Below are 12,838 nucleotides of genomic sequence, written 5' to 3'. Positions count from 1 at the left end.
AATTCCTCATGGTGCATACATTACCTGTACATCCGCTTGAGGGCTATTTAAAAAAGCGCTAATGGGCATAAGCATGGGGTCAGGCTGAGCCATGGCTTGATGCAATACCGCTAATTTATTTTGTCCCTTCAAATGTAAAAATATAACTCGGCTATCCAATAATCGTCTTTTGGATAGACTAACACGTTGGAGATCACTGGTTTTGGGATTGACAAAAAGTACCGCTGGAGCATTTTCATCAAGTCCTAAGTTTAATTCATCAGCACTGGGAAATAAGGAGGCCGTATGCCCATCATCACCCATGCCTAAAATAACCACATCAAAGGTGGGTAAGGCAGAAATATCTTGCTTCACATGATGTAAGTCAGGATCAGTTTGAGAATACAAACTGACAAAACGAGCAGCCTTTGCCTCGTGCTGTAGCAGCAATTGTCTTAACATGCGCTCATTGCTATTAGTGTCATCAAGGGGTACACAACGCTCATCCGCCAAAGTAATGGTCACCTTAGACCAGGGTAAATCAACTTTGGCTAAGGCCTGAAACAAATCAGCCGGTGTTTTGCCACCCGAAACCACTAAATAAGCCTGCCCTCGCTGAGTTATTGCATCAAGCAAGAGACGTTTTAATTGAGATACTAAATCGCTAACTAATAAATCTGCATCACCGAAACTATGTAACTGCATTTTGCTCCCCCCATACATGAGCTTTGCCATTGTATAAGCGAATCACCTCTAAAGGTCCCCAAGTTCCGGAAGGATAAGTATATAATGGAATAGACTGTCTTTCCCAAGCTTGTTTAATATTATCGATCCATTTCCAAGCTTGTTCCACCTCTTCTCGGCTGACAAATAGGTATTGATTCCCTAACATCACCTCCAATAACAAACGTTCATAGGCATCAGCAATACGTTGGGTGTTAAAATTTAAATCTAACTTACTGTCACGTAACTGCATACTTTCACTAAGCCCAGGAACTTTGTTCATCATCCGCACTTCAACCCCTTCATCAGGCTGTAAACGAATAATCAATCGGTTGGGTGATAATTCTTGTTTTAATTGTTGAAAAATATTGTACGGCTGCTGCTTAAAATAAATTACGACTTCACTTTGTTTTTTAGGTAATCGTTTTCCGGTAAGCAGATAAAATGGCACACCAGACCAGCGCCAGTTATCAATAAATGCCTTAATGGCTACAAAAGTTTCGGTTTTAGAGTTCTTATATGCTCCATCCTCATCCAAATAACCTGGAACCTTTTGCCCTTTGATGGTATTACTAATGTATTGAGCACGTATGGTTTGCTCCTGGACATGCGTCTCATTAATAAAGCGTAAACTTTTTAATACCTTTAGTTTTTCACTGCGAATACAGTCTGCCGAAAGGCTCATAGGCGGCTCCATTGCCACCAAAGCTACGATTTGCAACAAATGATTCTGAAGCATATCGCGCATTTGTCCCGATTTGTCATAATAAGACCAACGCCCTTCCACTCCTACTTCTTCAGCAACGGAGATTTCAACTTTTTCAATCATACTTTGATCCCAGTTTGATGAAAAAATTGCATTAGCAAAACGCAGAACTAAAAGATTTAAAACCGTTTCTTTTCCTAAATAATGATCAATGCGATAGATTTGATCTTCGGCAAAGAAATGAGCGACCTGATCATTGATGACAATTGAAGAGGGTAAATCATGACCAATTGGTTTTTCTAAAACAACTCGCGAGGGTTGATTCGTCAAACCGATGGTAGATAATCCCTGGCAGGTCTGCGCATAGAGTGAGGGTGGAATTGCAAAATAGGAAATAGCTATTCGCTCTGCAGGATGTACGTATTCCGTTAATTTGAAATAATCTTCAGATTTTGCCATATCGAGTTGACAATAAATGAGTCGTTGCGTAAGGCGAGCCCAAGCTTCTTTATCCAAAGCCTCGTGCGTGAATCGTTCGATTTTTCCCTGCATTAGTTGAATGAAATCGGCTAAAACCAAATCCTCACGAGCACAACCAATAATTCGCGTGTCTGGATGCAACAATTGTGCACATTCCAGCTGATATAATGCAGGGAATAATTTACGACAGGATAAGTCGCCTAAGGCACCGAATATTATTAAATCACAAGGATACTTCGCTGCAACATCTTCAATCATAGGTCATCCCACATTGGGCCGAATTCAAGTGAAATCAATACTAAATTGAAAGAGAACACAGATCAACCAAATTCGACCCTTAAGGTACCCCTTACATTGCAAAACTAACGTTTTATGCTATATCAAAATAATGGAACGGGTTTACTTTTCTCTAAATAAAAGAATCAGGAGAACTATATGCTCAACAGACGATTTTCAGAACGACTAAATAAAGAACTCGATAATATTGGCGCACCCGTGTCAGCTCATGAACGTATTGAAGTCCTATCCAAATTAATTAAAATTCCCAAGTTCAAAGCAGAAGCTTTACTTAATGGTTCAACAAATCCGGATGCAGCAATCTTAGATAGCTTAGCTAAAGAGTTCGAAGTAAGTGCCGATTGGCTTGTAGGAAAAGATGAATCATCGCATTAAAGGGCAAAACTATTGCTATACTGTTAGTAAGATTTATTGCAGAGTGCGTAGAATATGGGCATTTTCAATGATAAAAAAACCAGGCTTGTCGAACAGATAGGAAAATATGGCACTGACACTACTGAATCCCCTTTAAGTAAGGAAGGACAAATTGCGCTGTGTGAAGGAGTTGGCAAATATCAAAAAACTCATGCCAGTAAAGTAGCTGAATACCAAAAAGAACATGATATTAAGCCACGAGCAGATGGCCTGCATGAGCCTAATTTTTTTAGGCAGCAGCTAATTGAGTACATAGAAAATCATCAACTGCCTGGATTCACACCGGGTAAGCCTGATACGCGGGGGACCGATCCAGAAAGTGCAACCATTAAAATGGAAGCATTACTGGGTGAGGAAGGAGTGAAGTTGTATAAATTAGCTTTAGAAGAGGAAATGAATAGCAAAGAATTCCGCTTTGCTGTGGCTGAAGCGTCAACAACACATTACGAAGGTCCTAAATGGGCAAAAGAGCGGCCGGTTGTTATTGTTGCCGGCCCTTCCGGCTGTGGAAAATCTCGTGCTGCTGAAGATGCGGTAAAAACAGCTAACCGCTTTTTACCCACCAATGATGAGGATATGAGCGGCAATAACGTAATTAGCGCCGATGGTGGTGTGGTTCGTGAAGTATCACAAATGCGCAAATTATTAGTGCAGGTGGCACTTAAACAAGGGTACACCGGGATTGAGGATTTGCAGAGTAAAAGCAAATCCTTAGAAAAGGTTAAACATCACGTGCAAAAGGCGGCATTCGCCTCCCCCGATGTGGGGGTAGTTATTCCCGAGACGTTCTCAAAATGGCATATTAATCCATTATGTGCCGCAAGAAGCCTGATGAAGCGGGTCGATGCATTGACAAACACAAAGCAAATTTTTGCTCGCGTAGAAGGAGCCGACAAGGATACTTTTGAAGGGACCGTCGCATTTATGGGCTCTCGCAGAGCCTGGAAAACTAAAGATTTTGATCAGCAGTTAGACTTCGATTTAAATATATCAAAAGATGCCATTTGTGAATCCAAAGCCTATTCTGGTGGGTTTAAATTTGATGCCGGAAAATTCGGCTCAAAAGCAGCTGAAAAGTGGTTTAATAAATACAGTAAAGATAAGTTAAGCATGGTGATAACCAATGACTTGATTCTGTTAAAACCCGACCCCAGCAATCCCCAAGGCCCCTGGCTTTCTGCGAGCAAAAATGATGAGGGAACAAGACTCATTTCTAAATCAGTGTATGATAAATGGCTCTCCCTACCCGAGGGAGCACAGAAACCTGCCATGCTCGACTATTATAAGAAACACGATAAACCTATTATTATTACCTCAGCACAAATTGATTTTGCCATCGCTCAAAAACAAGTTGATAAACGCTTGGCAATCACTGAAGCAAAACTGGAAAAAGAATTAAACAAAGAAAATCCAAACCCAGCGCGTATTGGCCAACTTATTCATCGCCAAGCCCTTTTAAAAGAAATAGCGCAATTCGATCCCAGGGATTTAAATAACCATGAAGCAGTCGCAAACTTACGGTCTAAAATCCAAGAAGCAATTGAGGATTTAAAGGCTGCCAAAACCACTTCTGTTCTATCAATCAGTAGGTCAATTAAAGCCTTTGATAAAGTATTAGCGAATGTTGAGAAAGTAGGCCAGGAGCTAGAATCTCATAATCCTGCATCAGAGACAGTACAAGCTAATTGCCATAATAGCCGTTCGCTAAGATGTCGTTTGCAAAGTATGAGGGCAGAGAAAGAACAAGAACCCGAACTCAACCATGATGACAGAAAAAACATCATCGCAGTAAAATAGCTTAGCTGAAAGTAGCCCGTACTCGCCTAGTATGATACGGACTACGTTGTACTACCCATGAAAACGATGGCTCAAACTCATTGGTTTTGCATGTTTTTCAATGTATTCAATAACTTTTCCAGCAATATTAACACCAGTCGCCTTTTCAACACCCTCTAAGCCTGGTGAGGAGTTGATTTCTAAAACTAATGGCCCATGATTAGAGCGAATTAAATCCACCCCTGCAACTTTCAATCCCATGGTTTTCGCAGCACTCACCGCAATAGCACGCTCCTGCGGCGTCAGTTTTACTTTAACAGCATTACCACCTTGGTGCACATTAGCACGAAACTCGCCTTCTTTGGCTTGGCGTTTAATTGCACCCACCACTTTTTCACCAACCACGAAACAACGAATATCCGTACCTCGAGATTCTTCAATAAACTCTTGTACTAAAATATTGGCGTGCATTTCCTTAAATGCATTGATAATACTTACGGCCGATTGATGGCTATCTGCTAAAATCACCCCTTTGCCTTGAGTACCCTCTAATAGCTTAATCACTAAAGGAGCGCCACCCACCATGCGAATTAAGTCTTCCGTATCATCAGGGGACTGTGCAAAACTGGTTAAAGGCATCGGAATGCCTTTACGCGCTAATACTTGTAATGAACGAAATTTATCGCGTGAACGAGAAATAGCAATAGATTCATTAACGGTATACATACCCATGGTTTCTAAATGACGTAAAACAGCGGTACCATAATAAGTCATTGACGCACCAATTCGAGGAATAACTGCATCAAAATGAGGTAAAGGTTCCCCTCCACGGTAATGAACTTTAGGACTGGATGCAGCCACATTCATATAGCAATATAAAGGATTAATAATCTTAATCTCATGGCCAGCAGCTTCCCCTTCTGCCTTTAAGCGCTTATGTGAATACAACTGTGGGTTTGTGGCCAAAATTGCAATTTTCATGAATATGCTGTTCCTCAATTATTTTTATTTTTTATGCTTTATGAATATATCTAAAGCCTAGCCTATAAATTGGAAAATCTCCTCCTACCGCGGGGGTGGAAAAGAACGTCCAAGCAGCTCTTAATTTCCTCCTTGATTTACTGCCATCAAGTTAAGCGGCTATCTCTCACTAGGTTCAAGATGACTTGCTTAGTCTGATGGCATTACTTCCTTGCCAGAATAAAAGCGCTTAACTAACTGGTTGTTTAAGAAACCAATTGTATGTAATCTTTTGCTAATAAATCAGCACGATGTGGGGTGGTAAAAAATGCATTTAATTCCCCTTGAGGATTAAATAACATCAATGCACCACTATGTTGCATGTCATAATTTTTCGGATCTGAGGCATCTTTTTCCATAATTTTGGCATAAGCAATTCCCATCTCACGAGTCATCGCCTTAATCGATGTTTCCTCTCCGCGCGCACCGTAAAAATCAGGATGAAACGAAGAAACATAGCTGCCTAATTTTTCTTGATCATCGCGCTCTGGATCAATTGAAATCATCACCACACGAGGTAAATCTTTCACCCCTTTGTCTTCGAGAATACGGTACATTTTGCCTAACTCAGCTAAGGTTGTAGGACAAATGTAACCACAGTTAGTGAAGCCAAAAAACATCACCGTCCACTTACCTTGCAAGCTAGCGTTATCAAAAGATTGTTGATCTGTGCCCGTCAAACTAAATTGATTCACCGTTCTTGGGTTTTCTAAATAAGTCCCATGAAAATTAGCAACATCAATTTTTTTCTTGAAGTGCATATGCTGTCCGACAAAAATACCGGAAAACAACCCTGCCAACGCCAACAAAATAACCACCGTAAAGGTAATGCCCTTAGCTTTTAAATTCATTCTCATCCCCTACAAATAGTGATCCACTAATAAAAACACGAACAATAGCATTAAATACACAATCGAAAATCGGAAGGTTTGCATCGCCACTGCAGGCTTGTCCGTACGATATAATTTATGCGCCCAAAATAAGAATCGGGCTCCTAGCACTAAAGCACCGGCCAAATAAAACAGGCCACTCATCCCCACGACAAAGGGTAAAACGCTCACTACTAAAAGTAAGATGGTATATAAATAAACGTTTAATTTGGTAAATTGAATGCCATGGGTTACCGGCAACATGGGAATTTCAGCGTTCTGATACTCTTCTCGTCGATAAATTGCCAAAGCCCAAAAATGGGGCGGGGTCCAAGTAAAAATAATCAATACCAATAATAAAGCCTGAGGATCTAACTGATTGGTTACCGCGGTCCATCCCAATAAAGGAGGAGCCGCCCCAGCCAAACCACCAATAACAATATTTTGTGGGGTAGCACGCTTTAAATAACCGGTATAAACACCGGCATAACCAATTAAAGTGATAAAGGTGAGTAACGCAGTTAATTTATTTACAAATACCGTTAAAATAGTCAGCCCTAAACCACCCATAATTAAAGCGAACCAAGCCGCTTGATAAACAGAAACACGCCCATGAGCCACAGGACGTTTTTTAGTTCGCGCCATAATTGAATCAATCCGTCGATCAACTAAATGATTAATTGCAGCCGCACTACCCGCACACAAGCCAATCCCCACCAAAGAATTGAGCAATAAAGCACCACTAACCCAGCCAGGTGCCGCCAGATACATGCCAACAAGCACGGTGAGTAACATCAACATGACCACACGCGGCTTACATAATTCGACGTAATCGCGCCAAGCGGCTGCGGTTTGTATTGTTTGATCTATCTGCATTATTCCTGCCCTTTACGAGTCAAATGAAGTGAGCTAAATACTGTTGCCAATAAAAGCGCTGCAACACCATTATGGGCAACTGCTACAGAAATTGGCAGCAAATACACCACATTCAAAATTCCTAAGGTGAACTGTACAAGCACCAATATAAACATTACAAAGGCAGCCCCCTTTAAATACTTAAAACGAACGTTAAGCATCATTAACAATGCGAGTGTTAATACATAAACGGCGGTGAGAACCGCACCAATACGGTGAATAAATTGAATCGTTACCCGAACTTCATGATCTAATAAACCACCTTGGTAATTCGCGCCAACGGGAGAAAATAAATTAAAGCCTTGAGCAAAATGTAACTCAGGTAGCCAATCCCCATTACACAAAGGGAAACCAACACAGGAAATACCCGCATAATTTGAGCTGACCCAGCCACCAAGTGCAATTTGGAAAAATACGATAATCACTGCCAATCGTAGCCAAGGCCGCCACTGGGGCAAATCCTCTCCTTTTAAGGAGCTAACCTGAAAACGCAAGCGACTCAGACAGGCAACAATCAGCATCCCACCTAAAAGATGCCCCATAACCACAACAGGCAATAATTTTAAGGTAACGGTCCACATCCCCAAAGCTGCCTGGAAAACAACCAGGACCAATAAAGCCGCGGGTAAATGCCAAGGTAAATTGGCCCCTTGTAAACGCTTACGCAGCATTGAAAAACCAATGTAAAAAATTAATAAGCCTAAAGTCCCTGCGGCATAACGGTGAACCATTTCTGTCCACGCTTTTCTTGATTCAATAGGAATCTGTGGAAAGGTCGTTTGCGCTTGTTGTAAACTCGATGCAGCACTAGGTAACACCATGCGCCCATAACATCCCGGCCAATCTGGACAACCTAAACCCGCATCAGTCAAACGTGTGTATGCACCAAGCATCACCACGAGCAACGATAAAAGTACTGCAGCAGTTACTGCAATGCGTAATAATTTATTGTGCATTCAATTAACCATTCTTTTCTGTTGTATTGAGCAATAATTTTAAATCTTTATATACATCATCTGGTTTAACTAATGATGCATAACTAAGAATTAAGTAATTATTAGGATCCGCTAAAAATATCTTGGGTTCAGCGAGTAATGCTTCATGAGCATTCGCCTCAGCAGCAGACAATTGTACCACTTGAAACTGCATGTCTTTAAGTGCTGATTGTTCTTCAGTTGATAAGACAGATGCCTTATCTCCAAGCACCAGAACTTGATCAACCTGATACAACTTACGGCCTAAAGCCAAACGCACTTTTGCCAAAGTTTCTAATTGGTTCTTACAGGCAGAATCGCATCCCATAGGCGCCCAAAAGACAATATGCCATTTTTTTTCACCCTCTAGGGCCTTTAAAACAACCGGGGGAGTCAGCAAGGCACCTTTATTGATGCGAGTGGCGCCTAACCAGCTTGGATGTTGATAAAAAACATAAGCCGCGATACCAGGTGCAGCAAACATGATAATTAATAGTAATACAACATAATATTTATTGGACTGTGTCTTCATTTCTTTTCTTCAGATTCAATGCTACAAATATAATTAAGATAACCGAAGCCATAGCAAACCACTGCAATGCATATGCTATATGTCGCTGCGGAGGCATGGATACCGTTGCCCATTCTCGTACAAATCCGTGTGTATCTTGCTTGTCGAGGCGAATAATAAACGGATAGACTGATTTTTGCAAAAGTTGACTTAACAATTGTTCGTCTAAACGCTCAAGAATTACTACGCTATTCTCTTTTTTTTCATAATCCTGCCCCAAAACCCACTGCCCTTTACTCGGAAAATAAGTTCTTCCTTGTACTTGAATTAAATTCTCAGGCGCAGTAATTTTAGGAAAAATACGCCGGCTCATATCGCCTGGAATCCATCCTCGGTCGATTATCACAACAGAACCATCTGCAAGTTCTAATGGGGATAAAACATGGTAACCAAACTGATGTTGGTGATGCTGATTATCGAGGAGAAATACTTCTGGCAAATAACGCCCCACTATTTTAATCGGAGTGTATTGTAATGGCAACTTTTGTTTTGGGTTCCATTGTACTGGTTTTAGGTTCGCCTGCCTTTTTTCCGCAGCAAGCATTTGCTCTTTTTCATCAGCACGTTGAATTTGCCAAAATCCTAAACGCAGAAATAAGCCCATAACGACTAAGGTTAGCAGCACCATTGTCCAACTTGGGGTGAAACGAAATTTAAAAAAGGGTACACTAGGCATAATTTATTAATTGCTCAATTTTTTTTCAGATTTAACCAGCAGTTCAGGGAGTATAACAAATGATCACTAAAATCATCATCATCTTTACCATGATTATTATCGCGGGCTCACTTGCCAGCGGTCTGCTTTTTTTACTTCGCGACTCAGGAAATAGCAAACGCACGGTAAAAGCCTTAACCATTAGAGTTGCCATCTCATTGAGTTTATTTATTTTTTTGATAATTGCTTTTAAATTAGGCTTAATTAAGCCTCACGGAATTTAAAGTTAAAATTTAAGGACCTAACTATGCGCTTTTTCTTTATCTGTTGTATTTTTTTTGCCAATTACGCCTGTGCAGATACGATTAGAAATTATATGGACATTGCTAACAATATTCCACAAATGGAAATGAAAGCCGATCCGCAAGCCCAGGCTTGGGCGAGATCAGCACGTCATGTGCTAATGATCACCAGCGAAAGCATTCAAGAAACCCTGATTCAAGCAAACGAAACAGCTAAAAGCCAAGGACACCCTGTTTTTTGCCTCCCCCCTAGTGTGCAATTAAGTCCAATCACTTTAAATGAGCTGATTCAGCAAACTTATAATGAAATTTCCAGTCAACAAAGTGATAAGGATTCAATGACTGTATCTCAGGTTGCCTGGTTGGGGATAACCAAGAAATACCCCTGCCAAACAAATGTCGCGAAAGCCGAAATGGATTTAGTTGCTGCCGCCTGGGGTGGACAACAACAAGTACAACAACCAGCACAGCAGCAAGCACCTCAACAACCAATACAACAGCAAGTTCAGGCAAACCAGCTGCAGCAGGCGTTAAATTAGCACGTAGAACAGAACCACCAACATCACGTTCCGAGTGGCTCAATACTTTGTTATTGGGCCCTAGGCCCAACCTACACTCTAAGCACTAAACTCTTCAAAGGCTTCTAATGCTTCCGCAGCATACATCAAAGATGGGCCGCCTCCCATATATACAGCCATACCCAGCGTTTCTAAAAGCTCTTCTCTTGAGGTTTGCAACTTAACTAAAGTTTGAGAATGAAAGCCAATGCAACCTGGGCAATGATTAGCAACCGCTAATGCCATAGCAATCAATTCTTTAGTTTTTTTATCTAATACGCCCTCTTTTGACGTTGCTTGTGCTAAAGCGGAAAACCCTGCCATAACCTCAGGCATTTCTTTACGCATTTTTGCTAACTGAGTGCTGATGTCTTTAGTAACTTGAGAAAATTTTCCTGACATTTATAAAGCTCCTTTTTATAGCCTATGAAAAACAGCACCTAATGTACCGTATTCCTGTCCTGAACAAAAGACTAAGATATCGCTCTATTTAAGGTTTCTTTTGCCAACGTCAAGCGACGCTCCAGCTCACCTAGTTCTGCTTTTAACTGCAAAATGGCGCTAGTATTCTGGCCACGCATCATTTGTTCTAAAGCATTAATCATTGCGTGTTGCTGTTTTTCTAATGTCTGAATGTCGACTTCCAGAGTGTGTATCCATTGTTGCCGAGTACTTAACATTTTGATACCAAATGACGCATTGTCTTCTGGCTTATGTTGATGACTATGGATTTGGCATAAAGCCACCAAGACATTTACTTTTTGTTGGATTCGCATTGCCAGATAAGCAGCACTATTCCCCTCTTGTTTAGCTAAGCTATGAATATCTGTTTTAATTTCGGCAATACATGCCGTTCCAGTTTGACTCTCTGAACGGAATAAACCACGCGGTAGTTTATGACTCGAAAATGAATTACCTAATTCACCAACTTTCCACTCAAGTTCCGGTAGTCTTGCGGTTAGGTTTTTTAAAAGTTGTTTCGTTTCGATTGACATTTTTGAGTGCCTGAATTGGAGATTGGCCTAACTAGCGCCATCCTTTACTAGGCTCGGATGACGCTATTAAACTACATAAATTAAACTGCGGGTTCCAGATCAGGAGTTTTAGCCTGTAGCCAAGAACTGATAAACGGAGGAGAACACATCAACAGTAAACCAAAAATCAAGGTACATTCATAACGCGCCATGCTACCAACATCAATTCCATCAGGAGGAATGAAGCTTACGGCTAAAGTAGCACATACACCAACAATACCGACCCCAGCCACAAATAACATACCAAACAAACCGCCTGGAATTTTAAATGCACGTGGATGCTCAGGCTCAGATAAACGTAATTTAATCGCGGCAACAAACATAATGAAGTACATCAACATATATAACTGTGCCGCTAATGCAGTTAACAACCAATAAGAACCATTAACGCTCGGCATAAATAAGAACAGTCCCGAGAGTAAAGTTACAATTGTTGCTTGAGTGTATAACATCACTACAGGAGCGCCATTTGCATTTGTCTTTTGGAAAGCCCCCGGCAAATTACCATCTTCAGCCGCAACCAATAAACCTGTAGTCGGAGCAATAATCCAATTACTCACCCCACCAAGGCCACCTAACACCAGCATCACCGCAACTATGGGCATCATCCAATGCATGTGATAGCTCGAGAAAAAAGCTTCAAAAGCCTGCATAATTCCGGCCACTAAATTGATGTCATTTTGTGGTAATACAATGGCAATTGCTAAAGAACCGAGAATTAAGGTACTTAAAATAATTCCTACCGAATAAACCAAAACTTTAGGAAAGGCATTTTGTGGATTGTTCACATCATTTGCATGCACTGTTGCAATCTCAATACCGCAAAACGACATAATGATGGCCGTTAAGGATACCCACATGGATCGATCGGATAAATGCGGAACAACGCTCGGAACATCAAATTGTACTTGCAGTGGGTTACCTTGAGCAATCCATGCCACGCCTAAGCCAATAATCAATGACATAGGCAATAATAGGCCTGCCAGTGAACACAGATTACTAAACAGAGCAGAGGAACTCATACCGCGTAAATTAAGTAAGGTTGCGCCCCAAAAACAACAGACGATGACCGACCAGAGAAAATATGGATTGCTGGTTAGTGCGGGATTGATTAAATAACCAATAGTCCCTGCAACAAAAGATAAGATAGTAGGATACCAGATTACATTCTCAATCCACTGTAACCAAATGGCCAAAAAACCCATCTTCTTGCCAAATGCCTGTTTCACCCAGATATAAATCCCACCTTGCTTGGCCCATCCTGAAGCAAGCTCAGCAGAAACCAGCGCCGTCGGAAGTAAGAAAAATAAAGCGCCTAAAATAAAATAAAATATAAGCTGACTGCCAAATAAAGCAGTAGCCGGTAAATTACGGATGCTGTCTACAGAGCCAACCGTAATCATGGTTAAGCTAAAAATAGTTAGTGAGTGTTTTTTATTGCTCATCGCATTCCTTCGTTGCAGTGTTGGGCCTACAGAAGCTCCCATTATATAAGGCAAAGCTTAAGAAACCCTTAATAATAGCGTAATAAATAAACAAAACCCTCTGTTATTAACCTATAAAAAG

The 12,838-nt window shown here is 41.0% G+C and carries 15 protein-coding genes; 4 read left to right on the top strand and 11 right to left on the bottom strand.

All coding sequences use genetic code 11. The annotated features are described in order from the left end of the window. Nucleotides 1–6 precede the first annotated feature (6 nt). Nucleotides 7–684 carry a 6-phosphogluconolactonase gene (gene pgl / locus ACD661_RS10160; RefSeq protein ID WP_400187744.1) on the bottom strand — a complete coding sequence of 226 codons (678 nt, stop codon included), beginning with the start codon at nt 682–684 and terminating at the stop codon, nt 7–9. Beyond that, on the bottom strand, nt 671–2,146 hold the full coding sequence (gene zwf, locus ACD661_RS10155) for a glucose-6-phosphate dehydrogenase (protein ID WP_400187743.1): 1,476 nt from the start codon (nt 2,144–2,146) through the stop codon (nt 671–673). Before zwf ends, pgl begins: the two co-directional genes overlap by 14 nt. 177 nt (nt 2,147–2,323) lie before the next feature. Here zwf and ACD661_RS10150 point away from each other — a divergent pair, with 177 nt between their 5' ends. Together ACD661_RS10150 and ACD661_RS10145 are read left to right on the top strand one after the other, a co-directional pair. Then, a complete protein-coding gene (locus tag ACD661_RS10150; RefSeq protein ID WP_400187742.1) occupies nt 2,324–2,560 on the top strand; it encodes a hypothetical protein in 237 nt (78 codons plus the stop codon). 54 nt (nt 2,561–2,614) lie between these two features. Next, on the top strand, nt 2,615–4,396 hold the full coding sequence (locus tag ACD661_RS10145; RefSeq protein ID WP_400187741.1) for a hypothetical protein: 1,782 nt from the start codon (nt 2,615–2,617) through the stop codon (nt 4,394–4,396). A 51-nt stretch (nt 4,397–4,447) separates the two neighbouring features. Here the strand turns inward: ACD661_RS10145 and rimK are convergent, their stop codons facing one another. The 6 genes from rimK to ACD661_RS10115 form a co-directional block, all read right to left on the bottom strand. Then, nucleotides 4,448–5,356, bottom strand: coding sequence for a 30S ribosomal protein S6--L-glutamate ligase (rimK, locus tag ACD661_RS10140; protein ID WP_400187740.1), 909 nt, complete (start codon nt 5,354–5,356; stop codon nt 4,448–4,450). Between the two features lie 245 nt (nt 5,357–5,601). Next, complete coding sequence (locus ACD661_RS10135; protein ID WP_400187739.1) at nt 5,602–6,246, bottom strand: SCO family protein; 645 nt, start codon at nt 6,244–6,246, stop codon at nt 5,602–5,604. Nucleotides 6,247–6,255: 9 nt separating this feature from the next. Continuing rightward, a complete protein-coding gene (gene cyoE / locus ACD661_RS10130) occupies nt 6,256–7,140 on the bottom strand; it encodes a heme o synthase (RefSeq protein WP_400187738.1) in 885 nt (294 codons plus the stop codon). Further along, the gene (locus ACD661_RS10125; protein ID WP_400187737.1) at nt 7,140–8,135 is read right to left on the bottom strand and encodes a COX15/CtaA family protein; all 996 of its coding nucleotides are present in this window, start codon (nt 8,133–8,135) and stop codon (nt 7,140–7,142) included. Before ACD661_RS10125 ends, cyoE begins: the two co-directional genes overlap by 1 nt. A 4-nt stretch (nt 8,136–8,139) precedes the next feature. Then, entirely contained in the window at nt 8,140–8,685 is a 546-nt protein-coding gene (locus ACD661_RS10120; RefSeq protein WP_400187736.1) for a hypothetical protein, read from the bottom strand. Then, nucleotides 8,666–9,400 carry an SURF1 family protein gene (locus ACD661_RS10115; protein ID WP_400187735.1) on the bottom strand — a complete coding sequence of 245 codons (735 nt, stop codon included), beginning with the start codon at nt 9,398–9,400 and terminating at the stop codon, nt 8,666–8,668. Before ACD661_RS10115 ends, ACD661_RS10120 begins: the two co-directional genes overlap by 20 nt. Before the next feature lie 59 nt (nt 9,401–9,459). Between ACD661_RS10115 and ACD661_RS10110 the strand changes: the two genes are divergently transcribed. After that, nucleotides 9,460–9,663, top strand: a complete 204-nt coding sequence (locus ACD661_RS10110) for a twin transmembrane helix small protein (protein ID WP_400187734.1) — start codon at nt 9,460–9,462, stop codon at nt 9,661–9,663. 23 nt (nt 9,664–9,686) lie between these two features. Next, nucleotides 9,687–10,220 (top strand): phosphatase, encoded by a 534-nt coding sequence (locus ACD661_RS10105; protein ID WP_400187733.1) that lies wholly within the window; start codon nt 9,687–9,689, stop codon nt 10,218–10,220. Between the two features lie 78 nt (nt 10,221–10,298). Here ACD661_RS10105 and ACD661_RS10100 read toward each other — a convergent pair whose 3' ends face one another. The 3 genes from ACD661_RS10100 to ACD661_RS10090 all read right to left on the bottom strand — a co-directional run bounded on the left by ACD661_RS10100 (nt 10,299) and on the right by ACD661_RS10090 (nt 12,717). Continuing rightward, the gene (locus ACD661_RS10100) at nt 10,299–10,640 is read right to left on the bottom strand and encodes a carboxymuconolactone decarboxylase family protein (RefSeq protein ID WP_400187732.1); all 342 of its coding nucleotides are present in this window, start codon (nt 10,638–10,640) and stop codon (nt 10,299–10,301) included. Nucleotides 10,641–10,711: 71 nt separating this feature from the next. Further along, entirely contained in the window at nt 10,712–11,233 is a 522-nt protein-coding gene (gene priC, locus ACD661_RS10095; RefSeq protein WP_400187731.1) for a primosomal replication protein PriC, read from the bottom strand. A gap of 80 nt (nt 11,234–11,313) precedes the next feature. Next, nucleotides 11,314–12,717, bottom strand: a complete 1,404-nt coding sequence (locus tag ACD661_RS10090) for an APC family permease (RefSeq protein ID WP_400187730.1) — start codon at nt 12,715–12,717, stop codon at nt 11,314–11,316. Between the last annotated feature and the right edge of the window lie 121 nt (nt 12,718–12,838).

Origin of the sequence: Legionella lytica (genome assembly GCF_044626755.1) — a bacterium.
GTDB classification, from domain to species: Bacteria; Pseudomonadota; Gammaproteobacteria; order Legionellales; family Legionellaceae; genus Legionella; species Legionella lytica_A.
The sequence above is the reverse complement of the archived record's forward strand: the minus strand, read 5'-3'. Positions and strand labels throughout refer to the sequence as shown.

Coding starts and splice junctions, on each gene's coding strand:
- ACD661_RS10150 (WP_400187742.1), top strand. CDS start 2,324: ATGCTCAACAGACGATTTTCAGAACGACTAAATAAAGAACTCGATAAT.
- ACD661_RS10105 (WP_400187733.1), top strand. CDS start 9,687: ATGCGCTTTTTCTTTATCTGTTGTATTTTTTTTGCCAATTACGCCTGT.
- priC (WP_400187731.1), bottom strand. CDS start 11,233: ATGTCAATCGAAACGAAACAACTTTTAAAAAACCTAACCGCAAGACTA.
- ACD661_RS10090 (WP_400187730.1), bottom strand. CDS start 12,717: ATGAGCAATAAAAAACACTCACTAACTATTTTTAGCTTAACCATGATT.
- zwf (WP_400187743.1), bottom strand. CDS start 2,146: ATGATTGAAGATGTTGCAGCGAAGTATCCTTGTGATTTAATAATATTC.
- ACD661_RS10110 (WP_400187734.1), top strand. CDS start 9,460: ATGATCACTAAAATCATCATCATCTTTACCATGATTATTATCGCGGGC.
- ACD661_RS10100 (WP_400187732.1), bottom strand. CDS start 10,640: ATGTCAGGAAAATTTTCTCAAGTTACTAAAGACATCAGCACTCAGTTA.
- ACD661_RS10115 (WP_400187735.1), bottom strand. CDS start 9,400: ATGCCTAGTGTACCCTTTTTTAAATTTCGTTTCACCCCAAGTTGGACA.
- ACD661_RS10120 (WP_400187736.1), bottom strand. CDS start 8,685: ATGAAGACACAGTCCAATAAATATTATGTTGTATTACTATTAATTATC.
- ACD661_RS10145 (WP_400187741.1), top strand. CDS start 2,615: ATGGGCATTTTCAATGATAAAAAAACCAGGCTTGTCGAACAGATAGGA.
- rimK (WP_400187740.1), bottom strand. CDS start 5,356: ATGAAAATTGCAATTTTGGCCACAAACCCACAGTTGTATTCACATAAG.
- ACD661_RS10135 (WP_400187739.1), bottom strand. CDS start 6,246: ATGAATTTAAAAGCTAAGGGCATTACCTTTACGGTGGTTATTTTGTTG.
- pgl (WP_400187744.1), bottom strand. CDS start 684: ATGCAGTTACATAGTTTCGGTGATGCAGATTTATTAGTTAGCGATTTA.
- ACD661_RS10125 (WP_400187737.1), bottom strand. CDS start 8,135: ATGCACAATAAATTATTACGCATTGCAGTAACTGCTGCAGTACTTTTA.
- cyoE (WP_400187738.1), bottom strand. CDS start 7,140: ATGCAGATAGATCAAACAATACAAACCGCAGCCGCTTGGCGCGATTAC.